Origin of the sequence: Psychroflexus torquis ATCC 700755 (genome assembly GCF_000153485.2) — a bacterium.
Taxonomy (GTDB): Bacteria; Bacteroidota; Bacteroidia; order Flavobacteriales; family Flavobacteriaceae; genus Psychroflexus; species Psychroflexus torquis.
Genome location: NC_018721.1, coordinates 2869998 through 2895845, shown reverse-complemented (window position 1 = coordinate 2895845; position 25848 = coordinate 2869998). Strand labels below are relative to the sequence as shown.

28 protein-coding genes and 1 pseudogene are annotated in these 25848 nt (G+C 32.1%); 22 read left to right on the top strand and 7 right to left on the bottom strand.

The features are described 5' to 3' along the window. The first annotated feature begins 30 nt into the window (after window positions 1-30). Together P700755_RS12415 and pruA are read left to right on the top strand one after the other, a co-directional pair. Window positions 31-1281, top strand: coding sequence for a type IX secretion system plug protein (locus P700755_RS12415; protein WP_041758812.1), 1251 nt, complete (start codon window positions 31-33; stop codon window positions 1279-1281). A 98-nt stretch (window positions 1282-1379) separates the two neighbouring features. Next, window positions 1380-3005: an L-glutamate gamma-semialdehyde dehydrogenase gene (gene pruA, locus P700755_RS12410; RefSeq protein WP_015025001.1), complete on the top strand. Its 1626-nt coding sequence runs from the start codon at window positions 1380-1382 to the stop codon at window positions 3003-3005. A 68-nt stretch (window positions 3006-3073) separates the two neighbouring features. Here pruA and rsmG read toward each other — a convergent pair whose 3' ends face one another. Beyond that, window positions 3074-3709, bottom strand: a complete 636-nt coding sequence (rsmG, locus tag P700755_RS12405; RefSeq protein ID WP_015025000.1) for a 16S rRNA (guanine(527)-N(7))-methyltransferase RsmG — start codon at window positions 3707-3709, stop codon at window positions 3074-3076. Between the two features lie 216 nt (window positions 3710-3925). On the opposite strand from rsmG, the gene P700755_RS12400 reads away from it, so the two are divergent. Together P700755_RS12400 and P700755_RS12395 are read left to right on the top strand one after the other, a co-directional pair. After that, window positions 3926-5020 carry a fatty acid desaturase family protein gene (locus tag P700755_RS12400; protein WP_015024999.1) on the top strand — a complete coding sequence of 365 codons (1095 nt, stop codon included), beginning with the start codon at window positions 3926-3928 and terminating at the stop codon, window positions 5018-5020. A gap of 13 nt (window positions 5021-5033) precedes the next feature. Then, window positions 5034-6221 carry a pyridoxal phosphate-dependent aminotransferase gene (locus P700755_RS12395; protein WP_015024998.1) on the top strand — a complete coding sequence of 396 codons (1188 nt, stop codon included), beginning with the start codon at window positions 5034-5036 and terminating at the stop codon, window positions 6219-6221. Between the two features lie 160 nt (window positions 6222-6381). Here the strand turns inward: P700755_RS12395 and P700755_RS20025 are convergent, their stop codons facing one another. Both P700755_RS20025 and P700755_RS12385 read right to left on the bottom strand, forming a co-directional pair. Beyond that, the gene (locus tag P700755_RS20025; protein WP_157609295.1) at window positions 6382-6534 is read right to left on the bottom strand and encodes a hypothetical protein; all 153 of its coding nucleotides are present in this window, start codon (window positions 6532-6534) and stop codon (window positions 6382-6384) included. 762 nt (window positions 6535-7296) lie between these two features. After that, the gene (locus tag P700755_RS12385; protein ID WP_015024997.1) at window positions 7297-7674 is read right to left on the bottom strand and encodes a hypothetical protein; all 378 of its coding nucleotides are present in this window, start codon (window positions 7672-7674) and stop codon (window positions 7297-7299) included. 118 nt (window positions 7675-7792) lie between these two features. Between P700755_RS12385 and P700755_RS12380 the strand changes: the two genes are divergently transcribed. From P700755_RS12380 to P700755_RS12310, 15 genes and pseudogenes are all read left to right on the top strand, one after another. Continuing rightward, window positions 7793-8371 carry a phage integrase N-terminal SAM-like domain-containing protein gene (locus P700755_RS12380; RefSeq protein ID WP_041758810.1) on the top strand — a complete coding sequence of 193 codons (579 nt, stop codon included), beginning with the start codon at window positions 7793-7795 and terminating at the stop codon, window positions 8369-8371. Between the two features lie 295 nt (window positions 8372-8666). Continuing rightward, window positions 8667-9698, top strand: a complete 1032-nt coding sequence (locus P700755_RS12375) for an IS1595-like element ISPto1 family transposase (RefSeq protein WP_015022784.1) — start codon at window positions 8667-8669, stop codon at window positions 9696-9698. A 9-nt stretch (window positions 9699-9707) separates the two neighbouring features. Beyond that, window positions 9708-10118, top strand: a pseudogene (locus tag P700755_RS12370) (tyrosine-type recombinase/integrase); the annotation flags it as partial. Between the two features lie 71 nt (window positions 10119-10189). Continuing rightward, entirely contained in the window at window positions 10190-10984 is a 795-nt protein-coding gene (locus P700755_RS12365) for a DUF4304 domain-containing protein (RefSeq protein ID WP_015024996.1), read from the top strand. 138 nt (window positions 10985-11122) lie between these two features. After that, window positions 11123-11806, top strand: coding sequence for a macro domain-containing protein (locus P700755_RS12360; RefSeq protein WP_015024995.1), 684 nt, complete (start codon window positions 11123-11125; stop codon window positions 11804-11806). Window position 11807: 1 nt separating this feature from the next. Beyond that, window positions 11808-12443: a hypothetical protein gene (locus P700755_RS12355; protein WP_015024994.1), complete on the top strand. Its 636-nt coding sequence runs from the start codon at window positions 11808-11810 to the stop codon at window positions 12441-12443. 4 nt (window positions 12444-12447) lie between these two features. Then, a complete protein-coding gene (locus tag P700755_RS12350; protein WP_015024993.1) occupies window positions 12448-13575 on the top strand; it encodes a DUF4433 domain-containing protein in 1128 nt (375 codons plus the stop codon). Window positions 13576-13771: 196 nt separating this feature from the next. After that, complete coding sequence (locus P700755_RS12345; RefSeq protein ID WP_015024992.1) at window positions 13772-14344, top strand: hypothetical protein; 573 nt, start codon at window positions 13772-13774, stop codon at window positions 14342-14344. 20 nt (window positions 14345-14364) lie between these two features. Further along, entirely contained in the window at window positions 14365-15219 is an 855-nt protein-coding gene (locus tag P700755_RS12340; protein ID WP_015024991.1) for a hypothetical protein, read from the top strand. Window positions 15220-15449: 230 nt separating this feature from the next. Next, window positions 15450-15893, top strand: a complete 444-nt coding sequence (locus P700755_RS12335) for a hypothetical protein (protein WP_015024990.1) — start codon at window positions 15450-15452, stop codon at window positions 15891-15893. Beyond that, window positions 15890-16243: a hypothetical protein gene (locus P700755_RS12330; protein WP_015024989.1), complete on the top strand. Its 354-nt coding sequence runs from the start codon at window positions 15890-15892 to the stop codon at window positions 16241-16243. The genes P700755_RS12335 and P700755_RS12330 overlap by 4 nt, the downstream gene beginning before the upstream one ends. 218 nt (window positions 16244-16461) lie before the next feature. Beyond that, complete coding sequence (locus P700755_RS12325; RefSeq protein WP_041758354.1) at window positions 16462-16887, top strand: hypothetical protein; 426 nt, start codon at window positions 16462-16464, stop codon at window positions 16885-16887. A gap of 249 nt (window positions 16888-17136) precedes the next feature. Then, the gene (locus P700755_RS12320) at window positions 17137-17334 is read left to right on the top strand and encodes a hypothetical protein (protein ID WP_015024987.1); all 198 of its coding nucleotides are present in this window, start codon (window positions 17137-17139) and stop codon (window positions 17332-17334) included. Between the two features lie 147 nt (window positions 17335-17481). Then, window positions 17482-18108, top strand: coding sequence for a hypothetical protein (locus tag P700755_RS12315; RefSeq protein ID WP_157609294.1), 627 nt, complete (start codon window positions 17482-17484; stop codon window positions 18106-18108). A 217-nt stretch (window positions 18109-18325) separates the two neighbouring features. Beyond that, the gene (locus P700755_RS12310) at window positions 18326-18844 is read left to right on the top strand and encodes a hypothetical protein (RefSeq protein WP_015024985.1); all 519 of its coding nucleotides are present in this window, start codon (window positions 18326-18328) and stop codon (window positions 18842-18844) included. Window positions 18845-19132: 288 nt separating this feature from the next. On the opposite strand, the gene P700755_RS12305 is transcribed toward P700755_RS12310, so the two are convergent. Together P700755_RS12305 and P700755_RS20780 are read right to left on the bottom strand one after the other, a co-directional pair. Further along, the gene (locus P700755_RS12305; protein WP_015024984.1) at window positions 19133-20278 is read right to left on the bottom strand and encodes an IS91 family transposase; all 1146 of its coding nucleotides are present in this window, start codon (window positions 20276-20278) and stop codon (window positions 19133-19135) included. After that, a complete protein-coding gene (locus tag P700755_RS20780) occupies window positions 20278-20475 on the bottom strand; it encodes a hypothetical protein (RefSeq protein ID WP_041758353.1) in 198 nt (65 codons plus the stop codon). Before P700755_RS20780 ends, P700755_RS12305 begins: the two co-directional genes overlap by 1 nt. Before the next feature lie 329 nt (window positions 20476-20804). On the opposite strand from P700755_RS20780, the gene P700755_RS12295 reads away from it, so the two are divergent. Beyond that, complete coding sequence (locus P700755_RS12295; protein ID WP_015024983.1) at window positions 20805-21290, top strand: hypothetical protein; 486 nt, start codon at window positions 20805-20807, stop codon at window positions 21288-21290. Between the two features lie 92 nt (window positions 21291-21382). Next, window positions 21383-21958 (top strand): EbsA family protein, encoded by a 576-nt coding sequence (locus P700755_RS12290; RefSeq protein ID WP_015024982.1) that lies wholly within the window; start codon window positions 21383-21385, stop codon window positions 21956-21958. Between the two features lie 382 nt (window positions 21959-22340). Here the strand turns inward: P700755_RS12290 and P700755_RS12285 are convergent, their stop codons facing one another. Further along, window positions 22341-23066 (bottom strand): LytR/AlgR family response regulator transcription factor, encoded by a 726-nt coding sequence (locus P700755_RS12285; RefSeq protein WP_015024981.1) that lies wholly within the window; start codon window positions 23064-23066, stop codon window positions 22341-22343. Next, window positions 23063-24103, bottom strand: a complete 1041-nt coding sequence (locus P700755_RS12280; protein ID WP_157609293.1) for a sensor histidine kinase — start codon at window positions 24101-24103, stop codon at window positions 23063-23065. Before P700755_RS12280 ends, P700755_RS12285 begins: the two co-directional genes overlap by 4 nt. Window positions 24104-24254: 151 nt before the next feature. Here P700755_RS12280 and P700755_RS18805 point away from each other — a divergent pair, with 151 nt between their 5' ends. Continuing rightward, window positions 24255-25022: a CPBP family intramembrane glutamic endopeptidase gene (locus P700755_RS18805; RefSeq protein ID WP_083858507.1), complete on the top strand. Its 768-nt coding sequence runs from the start codon at window positions 24255-24257 to the stop codon at window positions 25020-25022. Window positions 25023-25848: the final 826 nt, after the last annotated feature.

Below are 25848 nucleotides of genomic sequence, written 5' to 3'. Positions count from 1 at the left end.
TTTGTAACTTTACTCTCAAATATTTTAAAAATGAAATTAAGTCTTGTTTTTATAGCCATGTTTATAAGTTCTCTAAGTCATTCTCAGCAGGACTACGAAACCTTGCCCCCAGATTTTATCAAAACCATCGAATTCTTCGGCTCTAATGAGGAATTCAGCGGGACTCCTATCATTTCTAGAGGAGAAAGTTTGATTTTGAAATTTGATGACTTAAGAGCTGCGGAAAATGATTATTATTATGAGGTAGAACATTATAATTTTGACTGGACTCCTTCCATTCTCTCAAAAAATGAGGTTTTAGAGGGTTTTGATAACATTAGACTTTTTAATTTCAGAAACTCATTTACGACCCTTCAACCTTACACGCATTATGAATTAAGATTACCTAACACCAATACAAGACAGCTTAAAGTCAGTGGAAACTACATGTTAAAAATATTTAACGACGATAGGCAGATCATTTTTTCTAGGAAGTTTATTGTCTATGAAAATTTAGTTAATGTAGATCTTACAATAAGACGGTCTCGAGAACTTGACTACATCGATAAAAAGCAGGTGGTAAATTTTGAAATAGGCAGAGATAATTTCATTTTCAGAAATCCTGAACAAACTGTTCAAACCGTTGTGGTTCAAAATAACGATTTCAATACAGCCATTTACGATCTAAAACCCCAATTTGTTCAAGGTAATACTTTAGTTTATAGATATAATGACGAGTCTGCCTTTTGGGGAGGCAACGAATACTTAAATTTTGATAATAAAGATATTAGGCAAGGAACTTTAAGAATTGAACGCATAGAATTGCTAGACATCTACAACTCTTATCTTTACCGTAACTTCGTAAGAGACGGAAGAGAATACACTTTTAACCCAGATATTAATGGGGCTTTTAGAATCAATACTGTCCAAGGTGATGATCTAGACATTGAATCTGAATATGCAAAAGTTCATTTTTCTTTAGACAATTACAAAGACTTAGAAGGTGGAGAAATTCACCTTTATGGGAGATTCAATAATTATGCATTAGATGATAGCACCTTGATGACCATGGATGAATCTAGATCTATGCTTACCAATGAATTGATTTTAAAACAAGGCTTTTATAATTTTAAATACATTTATCTAAACACCAAAGGAAATTTTGATGGTGGTTTTATAAGTGGAGACCACGACGAGACTGAAAACGATTATCAGATTCTAGTCTACTATAGAGACATCGGAGCAAGATTCGACAAAGTTATAGGGATAGGTAATGGGACTAGTAGAAATATTATTAATTAAATCCTTATTAACAGGTATTAATAAAAGCTTATCATACTAAACTTTATAGTTAAATTATATCAATTATATTTACATAAATATTAAATAACAGATAAATTATGGGAAAAGGATATTTTCAAGTGCCAAAAGCAATAAACGAACCTATCAAATCATACGCACCCGGATCTCCAGAGAGAGAATCGATACAAAAAATGTATAAAAAGGTGTATAACGAAAAAGCTGAAGTCCCCTTATATATTGGAAGTGAAGAAATTAAGACAGGGCATACTAAAAGCATCCGACCACCTCACGACCATCAACACGAAGTTGGCATCTTTCATAATGCTGAAGAAAAGCACGTAGAACAAGCCATTGATTCTGCTCTTGAAGCAAGAAAAAAATGGGCCAAACTTCCTTGGGAACAAAGAGCTGCTATATTTCTAAAAGCTGCAGATCTTATTGCAGGGCCATATAGAGACAGAATAAATGCAACGACCATGATTGGTCAATCTAAAACTGTTTTACAAGCCGAAATCGATTCAGCTTGTGAGCTTTGTGATTTCTTAAGATTCAATGTAGAATATATGACTGAAATCTACAGAGAGCAACCAGAATCTGCAGACAATGAATGGAATAGACTAGAGCATAGACCTTTAGAAGGATTTGTGTACGCTATCACTCCCTTTAATTTTACAGCCATTGCGGGAAATCTGCCCTCTAGTGCTGCATTAATGGGTAATGTTGCCGTTTGGAAGCCAAGTGATAGCCAAATGTTATCTGCTCAAGTTATTATGGAAGTTTTCAAAGAAGCTGGTTTACCTGACGGTGTTATCAATATGATTATGGGAGATCCTGTCATGATTACTGATAAAATTTTAGCAAGAAAAGAATTCGCTGGAATCCATTTTACAGGAAGCACTGACGTCTTTAAAGGAATCTGGGCTAAAATTGGAGAAAACATACATACCTATAATACCTACCCTAGAATTGTAGGAGAAACTGGTGGTAAAGATTTTATTATCGCACACAAATCTGCAGATGCACAAATGGTTGCTACTGCTTTATTAAGAGGTGCCTTTGAATTTCAAGGTCAAAAATGTAGTGCAGCTTCAAGATCTTATATTTCTAACAGCTTATGGCCTAGTGTAAAAGAAAGATTAGTGAAAGACGTTACGTCTATTAAAATGGGTTCTACAGGTGATTTCGATAATTTTATCGGTGCCGTTATCCACGAACAGTCCTTTGATAAACTAGCAAAATACATCGACAGAGCCAAAGATAGTGATGAAGCTGAAATTATTGTAGGTGGTAATTATGACAAGTCTAAAGGTTATTTTATAGAACCTACAGTAATTGTGACCACCAATCCACAGTATGAAACTATGGTGGAAGAATTATTTGGTCCGGTATTGACCCTTTATGTTTATGATGACACTAAGTTTGAAGATACTCTTCACCTTGTCGATGAAACAAGTCAGTATGGGCTAACAGGCTCAATTATCTCTACAGATCGCTATGCGGCTTCTGTAGCTACAGATATTTTACAAAATTCTGCTGGTAATTTCTATATCAATGACAAATGCACTGGTGCTGTTGTAGGACGCCAACCCTTTGGTGGAGCTAGAAATAGTGGAACTAACGATAAAGCAGGTTCAAAATTCAATTTATTGAGATGGTCTTCTCCAAGATTGATCAAAGAAACTTTTGTACCAGCTACTTATTATACCTACCCACATATGGGATAATTGATTGGACTAAATTGACATGAAAGAGCCTCTGGACACCTAGTTCAGAGGCTTTTTCAATTTTAAAGCTATGGTTTGCCTTTATATTTCATCGGTAAATAAACCACTTTTTTGGTGTCGAAAAATTCTTCTTCAAAAATATCTGAGAGCTCAAAGACTTCTACAGTTCTGTAGGGCTCTATTTCCTCTGATAGATCTCCACCTTTTAAATAAAGAATACCGTTTTTTCTTTCGTGTAGTGAGTGCTTTGCGATTTTACCTTTTACCCAATGCACAAAGCTAGGCATAACAGCAACTGCTCTACTGACTATAAAATCAAATTCACCTGAAATATTTTCAACCCTATCGTTAATAGCTTTTACGTTTTGAAGACCGAGTTCTTCAACCACGTCCTCCACAACTTTAATTTTCTTACCAATGCTATCCACTAAAGTAAATTCAGTTTCTGGAAATAAAATTGCCAATGGAATTCCTGGAAACCCACCGCCAGTTCCAACATCTAAAACTTTTGAGCCAGGTAAAAAAGGTTGAATTTTCGCAATCCCCATGCTATGTAGGACATGGCGAATATAGATTTCATCGATATCTTTTCGAGAAACAACGTTAATTTTCTGATTCCAATCTTTATAGACTTCAGAGATTTTCTCAAACTGCTTTAATTGATTGTCGTCTAAATCGGGGAAATATTTTAATAGTAAACTCACGCTTATATATTTAATGAACGTCAAAAATAACAGATATTATTTGTTTTTAGAGGTAAACACTTGTTTTACCTTATTTATTCAAATTGTTTACCTGAAGAGAAATACTTAATTAAACAAATTTCTAGTTGAAATTATTATAAATCAAACACAATTGGGAGGCATACTTAATGTTGATAAGAATTAATTTTTATATTTGTTATTATAATAATTGTTACAATGGTAAATTCAAGTATCAAATTTTCAAGGAAAGATCCACAAAAGTTCTTTAAAACGCTTAACAAAAGGGTCAATGCTTACTTCAACGACAACAACATTAAGAAAACAGGAAACTGGAAATTGCATGTTAAGACTATTGTTATGTTTAGCTTATTCTTAAGCCCTTACTTCTTAATTTTATTCCTAGATATTTCAGATTGGTGGAAATTGCTTTTCACTGTTCTTATGGGAATAGGTATGGCTGGTGTTGGTATGAATGTTATGCATGATGGAAATCATGGGACTTATTCAAAGAAAAAATGGGTAAACAAGTTTATGGGAAGTTCTATTTATATACTTGCTGGAAATGTTTATAATTGGCAAGTTCAACACAATGTTCTTCATCATACCTATACCAATATTCACGGTCATGACGAAGATATTGATGCTAGTGGAATTATTCGTTTTTCTCATAATGCGAAGTGGCATCGTTTTCATAAATTTCAGCACATTTATTCTGTATTTTTATATGGGTTATTAACGTTTAACTGGGCGTTAACATCAGATTTTAAACAAACTAAACGCTATTTGAAAAGACAATTATCTTACGGTAAAATGCCAAGTCCTTTTAAACAATGGGGGTTATTGGCCATTACTAAAGCTTTATATATTTCTATTTGGATTGTAATTCCTATTTTAATTGGAATTGGTTGGTGGAAAGTGTTGATTGGTTTTTTTGTAATGCATTATACTGCAGGAATCATGTTGAGTGTAATTTTCCAATTAGCTCATATGGTTGAGAAAAATGATATGCCAATGCCAAACGAAGTCGGAGAAATGAAAAATACATGGGCTATTCATCAATTGTTTACAACCACAAACTTCGCCACTAACAATAAGATCATGAATTGGTTTAGCGGTGGTCTTAATCACCAAGTAGAGCATCATATATTTCCAAATATTAGCCATGTTCATTACAATAACATCAGTGAAATTGTAAAGGAAACAGCTCAAGAATTTAATTTGCCTTACAACGAGTATAAATCTACTCGAGAAGCTATTAAATCTCACTTCAGACATTTACGAACGTTAGGCAGCGAACCTCAACTTTCTTAATTTACTTATATTTATGATTCAACTTTCTGATAAAATTCAAAAACTTGAAACTTCAGCAACCCTAGCTATGGCCTCCAAAGCCAGAGAATTAAAAGCTGAAGGCAAAGATATTATAGGACTTAGCCTCGGAGAACCAGACTTTAATACTCCAGATTTTATCAGAGAAGCTGCTATTCAAGCTATAAATGATAATTATAATTCTTACACGCCAGTAGATGGTTATGAAGATTTAAAAAGAGCTGTTCAATTAAAATTTAATAGGGATAATAATTTAGATTATAATCTCAACCAAATTGTGGTTTCTACGGGAGCTAAACAGTCTCTTTACAATATTGCCTCTGTCGTTTTAAACCCAGGAGATGAAGTCATTTTACCATGCCCCTATTGGGTGAGTTATAAAGACATGGTAAAATTGAACGAAGGTGTTGCAGTTGAAGTTCAGACAGACATAGAACAAGATTTTAAAATGACTGCAGATCAGCTTAGATCTGCCATAACACCCAAAACAAAAATGCTTTGGTACAGTTCTCCTTGCAATCCAAGTGGGTCTGTATATACCGAAGAAGAACTTCGAGCTTTGGCTGAGGTGCTTAAAGATTATCCAGATATTGTTGTGGTAAGTGACGAGATTTACGAGCACATTAATTTTGGAGAGAAAAAAACTTTCTCTATGGGGGAAATTGACTTTATGTACGATAGAACTGTTACTGTAAACGGGGTTTCCAAAGCTTTTGCCATGACAGGTTGGAGAATCGGATATATAGGTGCTCCAGAGAAGATAGCTAATGCCTGTAAGAAACTTCAAGGTCAAGTTACTAGTGGTGCCAATTGTATTGCCCAAAGAGCAGTTATTACAGCACTAGAAGCTCCTGTGGAAAAGATTCAGTTCATGATTGATAAATTCAAATCAAGACGCAAATTGATATTGGATTTAATTAGCGGAATTCAGGGTTTTGAATGTAATGAACCTATGGGTGCTTTTTATGTGTTTCCGAATATCTCCTTTTATTTCGGCAAAACCTTTAATGGTAAGAAAATAGAAAACGCAACTGATTTCTCCATGTTTTTATTGGAAGTTGCCAATGTAGCTACTGTAACTGGTGAAGCTTTTGGTAATCCAAACTGCATTAGAATTTCTTATGCTGCCAGCGAAGCTAATATTGAAGAAGCCTTAGAACGCATCAAGAAATCCCTTACTTAATAGGTTTATACGGTACTAATTAAATTGAATTAAGTTTGAATTTTCCACCATGAAATACCAAACGGTGAGAAATTTGAATTTCTATTCTATGGTCGTCTCATGATTTTTTAATGGCCTCCATTTGTTCCCAATAAGCTGGTCGATACTCATGAGAATTTATCTAAGTATGGGAGGTGATTTTCATATCATGTTCACCAATTGAATCTAACCGAACGTCTGGCTCAGGTGTCTTTAAAATTTCGGGGTGAATTTCCAAAGCTTCTAAAATGATTATTCTGATGTCATCAATATAAGCATTGTAGTTAAACTTCAAACTTTAATCTAATCTACGAGTTTCTTATATCGTACAGTTATCAACATCACTATTTGCAATATTTCGATTAGGGCGTAATACCAAATTATACCAAATTAGACCTATAATGTCGCAATAAATCGTTTCTTTTTCACCTGCTTTTTATCAAAAATAATTACCGTAGCTAAGGCTATGCTAGTTATTTTTGATTTCAATCAATCAAAAAATAATTCAATTTATTCATACGGCATTATAAATATAATTTGGTATTAGACCTATAATGACGCAATAAATCGTCTTACCAAAATGATTTCGGCTCAGGCTTTTTTCGCCTGCTTTTCATCAAAACTGATTACCGTAACCCAAGGCTGTGCAAATTATTTTAACTTCAATCCATCAAAAACTTGTGCTGAGTTAGGTCGTCGTTTAATTCAATTTATTTAAACGTCTTTATAAATTTACTTAAGTATAAGACTGTTTCCACAGAAAAGAAGCTAGGGGAAGAGAAAAGTGTTGGAAAGGAGGAAGTGGTAAAAGAAAACTGAAATTGCTACAGTCAAAATACATGTAAGTGGTTCGACCTGCCTTCCAAGGAATGCAGGCAGGCCTGCCTCCTACTCTAAAAGGATGAAGTCAAGTTTCCACCAGTCAAGGCACTAACCCTCTATTTCAAAAGGTTTCTTTTGATTATGACTTCTGTAGTGAAACATCTTTAATCTATCCTAGAGATTGGCGGGAGTTTTTTCTCGGTCACTGTGAAATGGAGTAAGCCTAATAAACTATTTATTTCCTCATATACTCTTGCCATTGAACAATAAGGTATTTGTCCTTCCCTGACTTTTTAAGGTCTAAAAATCCATAATCGTAAACGAAAAGATAGATATTTCCTTTGCTATTTTTCCAGTAGTGTGTGAAGAAATTTGGATCAAAACCATCGTTGATAAGCAATTCTTTCCGCACAGTAGTAAATCCCCTAAAATTATATGTTTTTAATACTTTCCGATTCGTTTTCAATCGTCGGTCTACTTCCAAATAGAAGGCTTCTTTTTCCTGCCGAGTTTCGTACTGGTTAATCGACTTGCATTTTGTAGAGCAAAACTTTTTATCTGATCTTCCTTTGAGAGGAGATTCACAAACTGGACAGATTTTATGATCAATCATTTTCAAACGTATATTATACGACTAATATACTTTTTATTAGTTAAAACTAATGTAGTATTGAATTATGACTATGCGAAAAAACATCACTCTCTATCATTTGATGCTCAACAATAAAAAAATGATAGGTATCAAGTTTACACCAGATAAGGTTTTACAGGCGCTTATAAAAAGTCTAGATAAGCCTAAGTGGAGTGCACGTTATAATATGGCCTATGTTTTAAATACCAAAAACAACCTGTCTACTATTTACACTACTTTTAAAGGAGTGGCTTGGATTAATTATAACCGATTTCTAACCAATAGACCTATTCATACCTCTAACGAAGAGGTAGATATTGACTGGTACAAAAAACGAAAAGTCACAAAACAGCACCGCCGTTGTCCAGAAGAATACTTACTAAAACTAGAGCTTAAACGGTATGCGAATAGCACGATACGAACTTATGTTCATTTTTTTGAACACTTTATAAACCAGTATCCACATATAGATTTGCAGGCCATTAATGAAAGCCACATACGGGCGTATCTGCAACTGCTTATTCGCCAAGGTAAGTCCAACTCTTGCGTTAATCAAGCCATTAACGCCATCAAATTTTATTATGAAGTTGTATTGGGTATGCCCAATCGGTTTTATGAGGTAGAAAGACCTAGAAAGGAGTTTCATACCAATATAGTATCTAAATGTCGGATAAAATAAGTTTCTTTTTCACTTATTAATCGTCATAAAATAGAACCGTAACTAATGCTATGCTTATATTTTTTTCCTCAATTAAGTAAAAAATAATTCAAATTTTTAATACAACATTTAAAAACTAAATTGATATAAGCTCCCTACTATAATTTCCAAGGAAGAGGTTCTGGCCGTTATTGCTCACACCAATAACCTTAAACACAGGTGTATTGTTGAACTTCTGTATGGCTCTGGTTTACGCCGCAGTGAATTGATTAATTTGGCTCTAGTTTAATACAGCTATTATATGTATATTTAGATTATGAACATAGATAATCTAAAAGAGGAAATACTATCACTATCCACTCTAGATCGTGATAATCTGTTAAAGGATATTACAGATTCACTTGAGCATAATCAATTGGTTGAGCGGGCTTCCCGTCGCCATATTTTAGATAATAAAATGGGCGGATGCCCACATTGTTTACATGAAAAATATGTTCGTTTTGGAGTTGACAAAGGCTCGCAGCGCTATAAGTGCAAGTCTTGCAATAGAAGCTTTACTGAATATACTGGCACTTGGATGGCGGGACTTCAAAGAAAGGATATGATTTCATCTTATTTAAGTCTTATGGTTCAAGAAAAAAGTTTAGATAAAATAAGTTCAGAATTAGGCATCAATAAAAAGACAGCCTTTGATTGGCGTCATAAGATATTAGCTTCATTCGATACTAAAAATGACGATGACCAAGACAACTTTACAGGTATTACAGAGAGTGACGAAACCTTTTTCCTAAGATCAGAAAAAGGTATGGAGGTAAAAGATAGGGAATCAAGAAAAAGAGGCGGTAAGTCTAAAAAGAGAGGTATAAGTAAAGATCAAGTTGCGGTAATTGTAACACAGGATAGAAAATCAACATTAGACCTTAGCGTGGCTAAACTCGGTCGAATAGGAAAAGTAGATATAGAAAATGCTATCGGTAAACGTGTTATAAAGGATATAACCATATTGTGTAGCGATGCCCATCACAGTTATAAAGGGTTTGCCAAAGATAGCGAAACAGAGTTCCACATCGTAAATGCATCAAAAGGAGAAAGAGTAAAAGGAAAGTATCACATACAACACGTTAATTCTACTCACAATAGAGTTAAAAAATGGATTGAAAATACCTTTTGGGGAGTATCAACAAAATATCTACAACAATATATGAATTGGTATCGAATAAAGGAAAATATAAAGTCTAGAAGCGATAGAGCCAACGCCTTTGTGGAAGAAACAATTGCTCTAGGTACATTGAAACGGTATAATCAAATCGAATCTAGATATGAAAACTTAATATCAACGCAGACCTAAACTAGAGCCATTAATTTAAAACTTGAAGATATAGATAGTAAACGTATGCTTGTGCGGATAAAAAAGGCCAAGGGGAATAAGGATAGGCTTACCCTATTATCGCAAAATGCATTGTTAGATTTACGCTGCTATTACAAAAAATGGAAACCGAAAGAATATTTATTTGAAGGGCAGAGGGGTGGTAAGTACAGTGGTCAAGCGGTTGTTAACGTTGTAAAGAAAGCGGCCTTTAAAGCAAAGATTAGAATTCCTGTAACTCCTCATATGCTCAGGCATAGTTTTGCTACACATCTTCTAGAAGCGGGAGTTGACTTAAGACAAATACAGGTATTATTAGGGCATCAATCGACTAAAACGACAGAAATTTACACTCATGTAGCAACAAATACTTTTAAAACAATAAAAAATCCCTTAGATTAGTGTTTTAATAATGGAGATAACACAACTTGTTGTGTTATCCGTACGTTGGCAACAAGCTGAAAAAAAGGACAATGAAGAACTTCAATCTTTTCGGAAAAACCAAAAGGCAGAGCTCAAATTCTGAATCTGAAAAATCGGAATTTGAAAAAATTAAGGTTTTTAAAAGCTTACCAAAAGAACAATGGAAACCAGCTTACAACGAACTGAATAAAATAATTGGTGCTAACCTCAAAGAATACGGATTTAAAAAGAAAGGCAGAAAACATTATCGACTGACAAATGACTTGTTGGAAATTATAGACATTGATAATCGTGGAAGTTGGTCTGGAGCGAGAGATGATATTGAAATCCGAATTGGATTAGTTCCATACTGTTGGCAAGGTTTGACAACAGAACATTATTTAGTTGGTTCAAAACCAATTGAGGAAATTGACAAGACCATCCGAAATCATTTTAGAATTTCAAAAGAATATTTGATTTTAGCAGATTATATATCAGAAAGAATTATAAAAAATATTCTTCCATATTTTGAGAAATATAACTCGACAAAAAAAATAACAAGGCAACCGTATATTTTTCCTTATAAAGCTTCACATTTGACATTTGATACTTACAATAGTCATTTGTTAATTCTGTTTGCCGAAATCAAACAACACAAAGCAAATAAATCAATTGAGATTCTTGAGAAATTAATTGAAGTCAGCACACATTTCGAGAATGAATTGGAATTAAAAAAGTGGACGGAAATTAAAACTCTGATTGAAAATAATGACTGGGAATCAATAGACAAAATATTAACTAAAAACGAACATAAAGAATTAAACAAACTGAAAATAAAGCCTGTTGCCAACACGGTGTATAATTAATTGCTGGGTCACTGCCGACTTACGAACATTCCTGCGGAATATTCTATCTGTGATTTATTTGCTAAATTAGTTGCTTAACCACGCAACTAACCATACACAAGACCGTTGTAAGCCATTTAAGAAAAACCGTAGAACACATTGAAAATAATTGAAGGAAACATATTTACAACCGATTGTCAAACAATAGTCAATACTGTGAATTGTTTCGGAATTATGGGTGCAGGAATTGCACTCGAATGTAGATATCGCTATCCCGAAATGTTTGAGCGTTACAAGGAAATGTGCGACAAAAAATTACTTGATATTGGTAAACTTTACCTTTATCAATCCAATACCAAATGGATATTAAACTTTCCGACAAAAAATCATTGGAAATTCCCAACAAAACCAATTTACCTCGAAAAAGGACTTCTAAAATTCAAAGAAACTTACGAGCAAAAAAAAATTCAATCAATTGCTTTTCCATTATTAGGTGCTCAAAATGGAGGACTTTCCAAAGATGAATCACTTGAACTGTTACAAAAACATTTGAAAGGAATAGAAATCCCAATCGAAATTTACATTTATAAAGAGAATGCTTCAGACGATTTGTATAACATTTTCAAAACTGCGTTTTTATCTAACAATTTGGAAAGCCTAAAGCGATTAACTGACTTAAAGAGTAATCAGATTAAAAAAATCACAGAAATTTTAGAAAATGAAGATTTGAAAAATATGGGACAACTATCGTCTTTTAAAGGCATTGGAGAAACAACTATTTCAAAATGCTTCAATTACGCAATGCGACCAGATATTAAAAACATTCAAAAAAAATTATTCTAATATGAATAAAGACACTGCAAAACAATTATTAGCACATTCCATTACAAATTTACAAAACAGAAGAGGGCAAATTACAATGGCCGATGTTGAGGCTGAAGTTATTAATAATGCTTGTCTAAACATTTTAAAAAATAAGGACACACAAAATGCAATAATTTATGCTCAATTATTTACTGAATCTGCACAAGAATTAATTCCTCAATACTCTGAAAAGGAATCTATGTCTGCTTTAATGGGTATTCAACAAAACGTATTATGGGATGGAATGTGGGATTTTTTGAGAGATTATTTTCAAAAAAATCACGGCATTCAAATTGACGAAGTAGAAACTGAACCTGCAATTTTTTACTCTAGTAAACACAAGCGTTATGAAAACAACTCGCTTGTCTCGGAAAGCGAAGTTGAGAGAACGATAAATTTGAATTTTATCGATAATAAAGAAGTATTAGTTGTTGGAATTGCACCTTCTCTTTCGCCTAAAAAAAGTTACAAATTAGAAAGAAACGGTAATAGTGTAAAATACAAAGGAGATGACCCAGATTATATTTTCACAGTAACTTATGATGACTTTGATGAAGTTGAGCAGTTTACATTGGAAATGCCAAATAGAGGACTTAAAATTGTTTATTTCGAGTAAACCTATGAAACACATTGACAGCTATAACGACAACGATTACATAAATATCCTCAAACTTTTACAGGATGAAATGGCTGTTATTGAAAATTTCCTAACCTCTATTATTCAAAACAACAACTTTAGTGAAATAGATGATTTAGAAATGTTTTACAATGATATTTTTAGTAAACCAGTAATCAAAAAACATATTGTTTGCAAAATAAGCCAAATATACAAACCTCTTTACCTTTCAAATCCAGGACCACATTCAAAAGGGAATTCATATTATCATTTAATTCTAAAATTAGAGAGCGAAGAAATTAATTGGCTTGATAATCTTTACAATAAGGTTTTATCAAGGTTCATAAGATTTTACAAACACTTTTTTTCAAAAATTGACAACTATTTTATTTCAATGAACAGCAGTCAATTAGAAAATTATCAGCAAGTATTTGAAAAAATAAAAGAAGAGGTTAAAGTGTTTATTGATACGGTAGACAAAAGAGAAATCTTATCAAGAAGACAGCAGCTTAAAACAGAATTGCTAACTAAAATACCCTTTGGAGGTCTTTTTTATATAACACATTTAGACAATGTTGCAAGTATTTTAAAACTTGGAATTTTGTCTCATAATTTAGCACATAGTAATGGATTTGTAAGTACTGATATTTCAAACCAACAAGTAAATGCACGAAGAAACAGAATTGACCCCAATTTAGGTGGGAATATTCACGACTATACACCTTTGTATTTTAATCACAAAAATCCAATGTTGTATACTTTGTGCAAAAATACAGATAGAAACAAATTGATATTACTTAAAGTAAATCCACATATACTTTTGGCTGAAAACGTTTCCTTTTCAGACGGTAATGCTTCTGTTCGCTCGACCAAGTTTTATAACAATATAGAAGAGTTTAATAATATTAATTGGACCTTAATAAATAGTGGCTCGTGGAACCATTATGAATTCAATATTAAACGAGAACAAAGCAGAATAATGTGTTCAGAAGTCTTGGCAAAAGAAAAAATACCCTCTTATTACATTAACGAAATATTCGTTTATAGTGAGGAAACTTTAGAACAGATTTTACCAATGTTTCCAAATCATTTAGGAATTAAAACAAGTATTAATAAAAGTCTGTATTTCTGATGATAACGGAAGAAAAACAGCTTACAACAATGTATATAAAAAATAGGCGAGTTAGTGCTAAATTCATGGGTTTTGGCTCATATCAAACCTTGCGCTTAACCCAGAGTTTCGTGCTTCGAAATCGCCTACTTTTCATATACTAAACGTTACCACACATTTTGAACTGAAATAATAATCTAACATTAAAACAAATAAAATGATTTCTAACACAATTAATTACACACTTTTATGTAAAAGTTGTAACAAGCGATTTCCTAATTTAACATCTTTTTTAACAAGCGCAGAAAGTTTTCAAAATTATTCAAGACATGATCTTTTAAATGTTTTTAGTGAAAAACTCCTTGAAAGAAATTGTGAAGTTTGTGGTACTAAAGGCAATTATGCCGTGTGGGAAATATGGTGTGGTGCCCGTCCCAAACAAATTCACATCCAATTACAAAAATCTGGTTCTAATAAAAGTGTTAATATATGGGATCAAAATCAAAGATATTTAAATGATATACTACAGACACTTCCTTTAGACGATTTATTATGTATTTTATTGCTACATGCAGTTACTGAAATAAAAGCTGAGCTTGATTCGTGGAATAATGGCATAAGTGAAACATCTATCAGAGATGGAAATAATGGAGATATTTTTTATTGTATTTATGAAGAAAGAGATTTTATGAGGCCAGGTTCAATTGTTTTTGTAAATAATAATTTTAGTCATTCAGAAATATATAATCTATTATTATGGATAAGAAAAGTACATGTTTTTAAAGATTAGATTAATTCAAATATAATATCATGAAAAATAATAAAATAGTTTTTTTGTTAACATTTTCATTTTTAATAAGCTGTCATTCCGAAAAAAATAAAAGACCTTCAGACGAATTAATATCTATTTATGTTCAAGATAAAAAGTATAATTATCAGGATTTAATTATAATTGGCAAAATTAATAATGATACAATAATTCCAATTACAGATTGGGATAATGATAATAAAAAAGAAATAAAAGAAAGAAATTCATTATTAAATAAGTACAATGAATTTTATATAAAATATTCTGATATAAATGAAGTTATAAATATTGACAAAATTGAAGAAAAGAATTTCGCTTGTTCCGAGTTAACTGTTGGTGCAAGCAATAAATATCACCTTAATTTAGAAAATAAATTTAGTCTTGCAACGAATTTCCCCGATTATGATAATTTCATTAATCAATCTGATACGATAAGTCTTGACCCAAAACATTCTGAAATTATCAAAGAAAAAATGTTGATTTCATACTCAATTAGAAAACATGGAAAAACAGGAAATGATTATAATTTTTTCAATTACAAAACCAATTATTTAAAAATATTAGATTCATTCACAACAGAAAAAGAAGACAGTTTACAGGTTTTAGTTGAAGGCTCTATTTTAAATGAATCAATATTTATGGTTTTTAAACTTAATAATGATTACGTCGAATTTATTGGAGAAATAGAAAGTTGGTCGAATGGTTTAGCATTAATTGGAGTTACTGATTTAAACGATAATGGTAGCATCGAATATTTTTTTCGTGGTATAGGATATGAATCGACAGGTTTTGATATTTATGAAATAAAAGATAATGAATTGAAATTAATTTTTCGCACAATACCATATGGTTGTTAGAATTATAGTTGATGCATTTTAATTAATAATTCGATATAGGTAATTATTACATTTAGCGTTGAACATTAGGAATAAATAAAAACGTGTGGTAACAGCACATAACAAAAATGGCGAGATTTGTGCTGAAACGAGAGTTTTGTGAATTTTCAGAAACTTAAAGTTTAACCGAAAAACTTGTCCATTTTAAGTCGCCACTTATGTTATGCGCGAGACGTTAGCGGCAATTTAAAATGAAGAGACAACTATTTTTCGGACACCTTTTGACCCTATTCATTGGAGGGCTGATATACGTTGCATTTCGGACAGACTCTTTGTTAATGTTCAAATGGTTTTCTGCTGCTTCGATAGACACGCCAATTGAATTAATAAGAGGAATGACCTTGACTGCTAAAAATAGTTTACCTGATTGGTTTTTGTTTTCACTTCCAGATGGACTTTGGATTTTTTCATATACATCATTGGTTTTGTTAATATGGAGAAACAAAATAAATAGAGAGAATTTCTTTTGGATAGCAATTATTCCAATTCTCATTATATTATCTGAATTAGGACAACTTTTTAACATAGTTCCAGGCACCTTTGATTTAATAGATGTTTTACTTTATTCATTAGGTGCAATTCTTCCTATTTTAATTTTCACAGAATATTTAAACTTTAAAACTGAAACAATATGAAAAAAATAATGAAACACATTTTTTCCGCCTTAACAATAACAGCATTTCTGTTTTTTGCTTTTGGTAGCGGGAGTGATAGTACACCTGAAAAAAGAACTTCTATTTCTGAACACGAAGCAAAAGCGGTTGCGGAAGGACAAGTAGAAACTTTATTAAAATCGCCATCTACAGCGGATTTTTCGGGACTTAGAGACACTAAGATAACATCTATAACTGATGGGTATAAAGTAGTTGGTTATGTTGATTCCCAAAACAGTTTTGGAGCTACAATTCGTTCAACTTATAGTGTGGAAATTTATCTTGACAAGGCAAGTGGAAATATTATGTACAAGAATATAAATGTAGAATAAAAGCCGCTAACACTGTGTAAAAATAATAAGGGTTTTAGTGCTATATAGAAAGTTTTGAGCATTTAATTAAGTCCGCAAAATTTTCAATTTTGCAAGTATATTAAAAAAGGTAAAATTAAAAAATTTGCTAAGTGCTCAACCGAAAAGTAAATGTTTCAAAATCCCTTACTATTCTTACACTAACCGTTGTTGCAACTATATCCGCGAAAATTTAAACTATGAGAAAATATATTTTATTTCTAATAATATTCAGTGTGAATAATTTTATGTATTCACAATCTGAAAAGGAAATTATTGAATACAAAGCAGATGGAATTTATGTTGTTTTACAAAACGACAAAGGAGAACAATTAACTAAAATACCTTTTGGAAAAGGAGTTTTTATTTATTACGATACTTTTTTTAAATCTATTGAAATTTTATACGAAAACAGAGAAGGACAAATTGATGCTATGAAATTGTTGTTTTTAGGCGAAAAAGAAAATGATGGTGTAAAATACTTACAAATGAAAGATGCTTTTGGAGGTAAATTCAGCGTTTTTGGAAATATTGCAAAAAGTGGGGTTTTAATAATAATAATGGAGAAAAAAACTGAAGATGGAAACATAATGCTTTTAACAATTACCGGAGCTAAAAAACAGTAGACAATTTTTTTAAAAATAAAAAAAATCTGATATGGTTCAATATATTACAATTGCAATAATTATGTTTATTATATCTTTATTTAAGGTTATCAACTCATAACATCCGAACGATATAGAAACTAATTTTTTTAAAAAAATCGGAATTGCATTAATTGCTGCCCTAATATCACCTTTAATAATTTTAGGAGCGTTATTGTTTTTTGGAATTGGTATTACTGCAAATGGAGATTAAACTTAATTGTATAAAATATGAGTATTTACAGCTTTAAAGAATTGAAATTAAAAGCTGGAGACATTATTTATATGCAAAATGAAAACGGAGAAGGGATTACAGGAATTTTTGAAGATTATAATTCAAGTCAAGAAACATTTAGATTTCAAAATTATTCAAATGGAAAAAATGAAATAATACAAATTGAAAAACTTCAATCAATAAGCAGAGGATAAATAATAATTAAATTTGAGAGAAAAATACAGTTGCCAACATCGTATAAAAAAAATTGCTGGTAATAGCTTACTTACGAACTTTATTGCTTAAAACACGCAACTTTTTTTATACAACAACGTTGGCAGCAACTTAAACTCTAATAATAAGTGAAGTTTGTTTTAATCATATTGTTCACCGCACTTTTAACTTCCTGTCAAACGGATAATTATGGACCAACTAATATTTCAATTAATTATGACTTTAATAAAGGGTTTAGAATTGACTCGCTCGATTTAAATATTGACAATCAAGAATTCTCAAAATATATTGACTCTATTGAATCCATTGTCGTTGACCTAACCAGTAAAAAAGATGTTTTTCTTTCAAAGAAATTCATTGAAATGTATGAACAGCCAAAGAAATACATAAATAATGTAATCTTTTATATTGCAGATGCAACGAATTCGAGACAAAATAAAATGATTGCAATGCTACTGATGCATAAGAAAGACCTCCAGAATAATATCGACATTCTTTATGCTTGCAACTACCTATATAAAGAGGACAAAATACTGACAGATGACTTAATTCAATTGATTTTCCCGATACACTTGGAAAATCGTAACATAATCAAATATTACAAAAATGAAATAGTTCGCAATGTATTGTCTGACATTAGGGACAACCCTAAAACAAATGAGCAAAATCAAAAAATTATTACTGATATTTTAAGCGGAAAGATATATGCAAAACAGCGAGAATTTTTAGATGGTCAATACAATATTAAAATATAAAAGCAGCTGCCAACAACGTATAAAAATAATAGGGCAATGAGTGCTTAACCTAAAGGGCAAGGCACTTTTGCGAGGTCGCCAAATTTTTAAATTTGGCTTATTGATATAAAAAAATAATAAGAAAAATTTAAAAATTCGGCTTGTGTTTAACCGAATGGTTTGCGACTGTTTTCAGCCCTACTATTCTTATACACGAACGTTGTGCGTAATTTGAGCAATGAACTCTAAAACAAAAATAAAATACGGAATTGGAATTCTCATTCTTGAAATTATTCTTCTTGGATTATGGATTTATGCAATGAAACCTGACCCAAGCGTTTCTATTGGAATAATATTAATTGTACCAATTCTTTTTGGAATAAACTTGATAATAGGTCTTATCCTCTATTTTCTAAAAAGACCATTGTCGAAATTTTTTTTTGCTAACTCTATTATTTGTCCATTAATTTTTTACGCCTTTTGGAGTTTGTGGTTTATGAATTATCACGAAAGAAATAATACGGAATATAAATTCTCAGTAAACGATATTGTTTATGAATTGAGCATCGGAAAGAATAATGAATACTTTTATTTGTGTGACGAAAATAATAACGGAAGAGTTTATGTTGGCAAATATGAAAAAAAAGGAGATAGTTTAATATTAAAAGACTCTGAAGCCGAAATGTATATTATCAAAAACAAACTTTTTGAGTTTCCTGAAAAAAGGACTGAAATAGACTTAATTAAAACGGAATAAAAAACTACGCACAATAACTAAGCATATGGCTTGCCGATAGGCCAAAGCTATATGATTTGTTGACTGATCCGGGATTGCTGGTAAGGGGGAATTCAATGAGTTGGCAGGAACCTTACAAGAGGAGAAGGTTGTTTTTAGAGTGCTTTGCATCCCTTTTTATTCAGTTGCTTATCTAAATAAGGCACTTTTTAGAGAGATCATGCTTTTTTTGTGTGAGAATCTGCTGTTTTTTATCATTTTCCTTCAGTTTAGGCACTAGTAAGTCAAGGCTCTTTTTAGAACTGTTTTTTAATTTTTGTATTCCAGTTTATCCTTTATAATTTTTTTGTAATCCTTTGGTGGACCACGACTATCAATGGTAAAAAGTGTGATTAATGTCTCTTTTTTACAACTCGGACAACAGCGATATAGAGATTCCTCTTGAACTTCAAAGGTTTCCATATATGATAAGTCCTTATTGGCTAATTGTAATTGCAATAGCGGTAACTTTTCTTTTTTCCAACTACTACTCAAAAAGCCATAATGCCTTATTCGAGTAAAGCCTTTGGAAAGAATATGGAGTTGAAAACGCCGTATAAATTCTTTAGTGGAGAGTGTTAGTGTGGTTTTTTGCCCACCTTTTCTATAGTCTTTTAAACTAAATGTAATCCTCCTTTTTTCTTTATCAATCGACAAGATACGGTGATTACTTATCGCTATTTTATGGGTGTACCTACCTAAATATTCAATCACATGTTCTGGTTTTCCAAAAGGAGATTTGGCATACACCACCCACTCTTTTTTAAACAACTTATCATATAAAGATTGCGGTAATTGGGGAAGTGCCTTTCGTAATTTAGACACAAAACGACCTCTAAATTTATCACTCATCGCCTCTACTGAAAATAGAAAATCATCTTTTGCTGTTCCTCTTTTCCAGAATCCTGCCTCACAAACACCTCCCCCTGGAACAATACAGTGCAAATGCGGGTGCAATTGTAAATTCTGACCCCAAGTATGTAGCACGGCAATCATCCCTAGTTTTGCACCTAGATGTTTGGGGTTGTTGCCAAAGGCAGAGAGGGTTTCCCATGCGCTATCAAATAAGATTTTATATAGCACTTTGGGATAAGGTATTGCCACAGAATTGAGATGGTCTGGGAGTGTAAAAACAACATGAAAATAAGGCACAGGAAGGAGTTCTTGCGTTCTTGCAGCAACCCACTCATGCTGCTTATGCCATTGGCAAGTAGGACAATGCCTATTGCGACAGGAATTGAATTGCAAATGGAGCTTCTTGCAATTCATACACCAATCTAAATGTCCACCAAGAGCTTTAGTGCGGCATTTTCTTATCGCATGCAAAGCGCGCTGATTCCAACTGGTATAGGCTATTTCTTGCAGACGATCTACCTCTAGATTCAATACCTCTGCTACTCTATGTTTGGGTTGCATTACCTTGTATACAAGGTATCCAGGGGACTGAATTTCACTGAACTTCCAGAATTGGACACCTGCAAATAAACCAGCGTGGTTTCTACATAAGCAAGGCAGCGCAAGTAATTGTTTAAGGTGCTTTTTGCTTTACCAGTGATGGCAAAGCTCTGTGTGAGTTTATCTACTAATACCTCAAATTCTGGAACTCCGTTCAAAGCGATTTGCTCAATAATCTTACTTTTTTTTTATACATCATTATAGATATTTTGTGAATCCATTAAGATAATGTAATTTTATGACTAACTGAAAAAGCTTCCGAGGTACGAGGATTAGTTCAACACTATATAAAAAACATAGGGCACTTTGTACTAAACTGAAAGTTTTGTGCATTTTAACAAAGTCCGCCAAATATAAAACTTGGCGTTTAAGATGAAAAATAAAAGCAAAATATTTATATTTGGCTAAGTAATAAACCGAAACGGAAGTGCATATTAATTGCCCTACGTTTCTTATACTAGAGGTTGTAGCCAATTAAAAAAAGACATTGAAAACTATAATACTACTCCTCCTCGGACTGACAGTTTTAAGTTGCAAAACAACAGATTCAAAATCCGAACCGTCCAAAAAGGAAACGATACAGACATTTGAGCCAAATTATCAGGTCGCAATACAGTTCATAAATGACTACCTCGCCTATTCTAATGACTTTAAATCTGAAGTTGGATTAATTGAATGGGTAAATAAGCGGACTGATGTGACAGTTGGATTCAAAGCAGAACTTAAAAGAATTATTGACGAAGCCGAAAAAAATGACCCCGAACTCGGATTAGGTTTTGACCCAGTGCTTGATGCTCAAGACAACCCTAGCAAATTTGAAATCGACAATACTGATTCGGAGTATTTAATAGTCAAAGGTGTAAAATGGGCAGACTTTAAACTGACTTTGAAATTGAAATTTGAGGAAAATAATTGGCTTATTAACGGCTCCGGAATAATTAACGTACCTGAAATCAAGAGAATAAAAAGATAAAAACTGTGCACCATGCCGCGTCAGAGCAATAACACAGTAAGTAGAATGAAATTAATTAATGTTTAACCAGAATAGACAAATAGATACATAACATGAAGACAATAATCAGACTCACCATTTTATTGACCCTTTTTTTCATATTCTACATTGTCTACAAACGATTTGACAGTTATATAATGCTTCCAATAATTACATTTATTTTAATTTTTATGAATGCATATGATTTCTTCACTTTAAGGATTAACCTTAAAACGGGTAAAGCGATAAGATTAGGAGAAGATAGTTCTGCCAAATGGAGTATGATTATTGGAGTTGTTGGAGGACTGGTATTTTTCATTCTAGGATTTCGTTCGAATTACAATGATTTTGCATATTGTGGGATTAATAGTACTTCTTATCTAGGATTATTTTTTATCTCAATGGGATTAACCGTTAATGAGAACTTTTCAATATTGTTAAATGATAAATACTTAAAGTACAAGGATTTTTGGGTAAATCCTGAAGTGAGATATAAAAAGATTAGACAGATAATAATTGAAAAGGACAAAATAACAATTACGACAAAAAGGGACAATATTGATTATGAAATTTCGAATGGTAATCAACGCTTAAAACTGATTGATTTTTTACGACCAAGACTAGAAGAAAAATTGATTGTAAATGAATAAAGCACAGGGTACAACACGCAATATACGTAAGCCGGGCGATGTAGGTAATTTAAACTTTTGTACATTTACTCAAATTTGTAACGGTTTGATAAGTTGGAGCTTCGAAATCCCAGCCTACGCATATTGCCAACGTTGGCAAACATTAACCAAATAACTGCAATTTACTTAAAAATATTTAGTTCATATATTTTTACTAATGTATTAAAAAGCACTCTTCAAAACCGTGCTTTGCCCTCGTTAAAAACCCAAATTCATAAACGAATAAATACACATCTCCCTTTATGTATTTACAATAATGCGCACTCCTTAAAGTTTCTTTAGGATCGTAATCTCTTTTTACGAAACGACGATAAGAACAAAGTGGCAATGTGTTTGGAATAGTTTATTTCATGAATTTTGTTAAATTATGTTTATAAACACTACCAACGGGAATTTCTTTTTTATTTATTTTCACTCTATTTCCCTCAATTGTATTCACTTTTTTAATAGCTATAATATAGGAGCGATGAATCCTTAAAAAAATATTTTTTGGCAGTTTGTTTTCAAAATTTGTTAGCCTATCTAATGAGATAATAGTCTCATTCTCTAAATGAATTTTTACATAACTACCAATGCTTTCAAGATATAAAATAGAATCAAATTGTACTTGATGCGTCTTTTTATCTCCTTTAATGAAAATACTTTCTTGGTTTTCATTATTAGGTAAAGAAACTGGTGTTACCTTTATATTAGGTGTTTTTTCAGATGTATCAAGGAGTTTTTTTTGCGAAACTGCCTTATTTATGGCTTTTAAAAAACGTTCAAAACTGAAAGGTTTCAGTAAATAATCTAGTATGTTTAATTCGTAACCTTCCATAGCATATTCTTGATATGCCGATGTAATAATAATCAATGGAGGATTGCTTAATGTTCTTAAAAAATCTAAGCCTTTTAACTTAGGCATATTAATATCTAAAAAAATTAAATCTACCTGATTTTCATTTAAATAATTGATTGCCTCAAAAGCCGAATGACATTCTTTAACGATATCTAGAAACGAAAGATTATTACAGTAATTTTTAATTATTCTGTGTGCTAACGGTTCATCATCTACTATTAAACATTTCATTCTACATATAATTTTAAATCAACACTAAATACATTTTTACTTTTAATCACTTCCAACTCGTGCGTTTTCGGATAGATTAAGGACAATCTTCTTTTTACATTTTCTAAACCAATTCCTATTTGATGTCCATTTTCTATTTCTATAAAATTGTTTTCAGTATAAAAATGCAGCGTATTCTTCTTTATTTTTAAGTTTAAATTGATAAAAGCGTCTTTATCTATCAAATCAAAACCATGTTTAAAGGCATTTTCTAAAAACACAATCAATATCATAGGTGCTATTTGCATATCAGAATTAACAACTTCATTTTTAAAGGTAATCAATCCTCTTTCATGATGTCTCACTTTTTGAAGTGTTATAAAGTTTTCTAAATAGGTGATTTCATCCATTACAGAAACTTTCGATTCTTTACAGTCATAAATTGTATAGCGCATCATTTCTGAAAGTTTTAAAATTACTGAAGGTGTTTCATCAGATTTCTCTAGGGATAATGCATATAGATTATTTAATGTATTAAAGAAAAAGTGAGGATTAATTTGGTTTTTTAACGAAGATAATTCTAAATTTAATTGATCATTTTCTACCTGTTTAATTTTAGAGAGTTGTATGTACCATTTATAGGAAAGGTAAAGTAATGTTGTAGAAATTAGAATAAAAATCATAACTGCAACACCAGTTTGCATGCTAGAATCTTGTTTTGGTTGATTAAACCAATGCTCGTCCATCCATGGTTCAACAACACCTAATACGTAGCCCCAGACAATTATTAAAACGAGAACTATAACTGCGTAATTAAAGTATTTTTTTTGTTCTATAAAACGAGGAATCAGCCAATAAATATTTAGATAAATAGGTGGTGCTAATAGAAGAAATATAGTGGTTATTGCTTGTAATAGATAGTCGAAAAAAATTCCAAAAGAAAAAACACTTTCTAAAGAAATAACTAAAATCAATGAAAATAAAACTGCAATACTTAACAATATCGATACGTGAGTTATAAAACGCTTTTTATTGTTGTATATAAAAGTTCGTATCATTAAACAAACATAGTACAATGACATTATATCATCTATTCTTATCAATGAAAAACAAAAAATCATCAACCAAAGCGTCTTTTTTGCCCATGAACTAAGTTTATAGATTTATTGAACCTATACAGCGTATTAAATACTTCGTTGGTTAAAAATAATGGTTAAACTTTTATATAAACCTTTGCTTTGCTTCATTATTAAAACACAGATAATCATGAAGCAAATAATCAAATCAAAAACAGTATTAATAGTTGAGGCCATCATAGTTCTTGGAGTCATGTCTGGAACCAAAACAATATGTGATCAAATTCAAATCATTCCATCAGCTTACGCTGGTTCCATAGGAATTTGGTTAGGAATCTTAGTAGCAACATTTTTTTTAAAAAGAAGGAGTATTAAATGGGCAGACATTGGCCTGCGCTTGCCCAAAGGAAGAAAACAATGGCTTAAACAACTAGGTATAGGACTCTTAGCCATAGGTTCTATTTTTCTTATCACTTTTATTACACTATTTGTGTTAAAACCTCTTTTCGGATTGGAGCAAGCCACAAGCGCTACGGATAAGTTTAGTTTTTTCTTAGGTAAACCAGTTGTTTTCATCGTGTATCTTGTAATTGGAATTGGTTTTGGAGCAGGTCTGGGTGAAGAACTTTTAATTCGTGGATTTTTATTGAATCAATTAAAAAGCATATTTGGGAATATCAAAATAAGTTGGGCTCTGGCTTTAATTACTCAAGCAGTAATATTTGGGTTTATGCACAGTTACCATGGAACAATGGGAATGGTTATTACAGGATTAATTGCCTTATCCTTCGGTATATTTTATTTGGTTGCTAAACGAAAACTATTCCCTTTAATTTTTGCTCATTTCGTTTTCGATATACTAACTATGGTAGTATATTATTTTTCAGAAAGTGCGGTTTAACATCATAAGTAGTATTTCAAAATGGCAACATACTTAACATTAGGTTATAATCATATCTGAAACCATGAAGTAAATAAAAGCCTTTAGCCAACAAAGTTAGATTAACTAAAATTATTTTTGCCGATACAATTTAAGGCTTCCAAGAATAAAAAACGATTTGCCAACAAAGTACTGTGGCGAAAATGATTTGCCAAATCATTTTTTAATGCTCCGTCTTCCAGGTAATTGCATCTTCTTTCACTCAATTGCTGCCGTATCTACATAGATACACTTTTTTTACTCTTTGGGCAATGCAATAATACTTCGTCAGGCCTTACTGAATAGGCACGACAGGCAGGCTCAGTAGAGCTGTGGTTGCTGACCCGTGAATTTATGCCTCGTATACGGGGTTTCTGCTTTGGTTTGGCCTGCCCTGCCCCGTTATTATTACGGGCTCAGAACTGTCCCGTATAGCTATCGGGATTGTAGTGGTCTTTGCTCATTAATCAATCACAAATAATCTTCAGTCCCAACTCACGATTGGCAACCTTTCAGCTTACTAATGATTCAAAGAGCCAGTCCTGAGTAAAATTAAAAGGTTACCCCTGCCCATAAGGGACCTGCCTGACGGCAAGGCAGGCTTGCACCCTATAGATTAATACCATATCTCGATATAGTAAAGATGCCCATGCTGTGTTCACATAATGGCTACAAGCAATTGCTTTTTCTCGCATACTCTGAAAATTCCTGTGGAGTTTTCAGAGTGGAGTGTAATTGTAAAGTTAGCGCTTTTTTATACGCTACATTTCGTACGAAAAACCGTTAGCAACAACGCCAAAAAAAACTA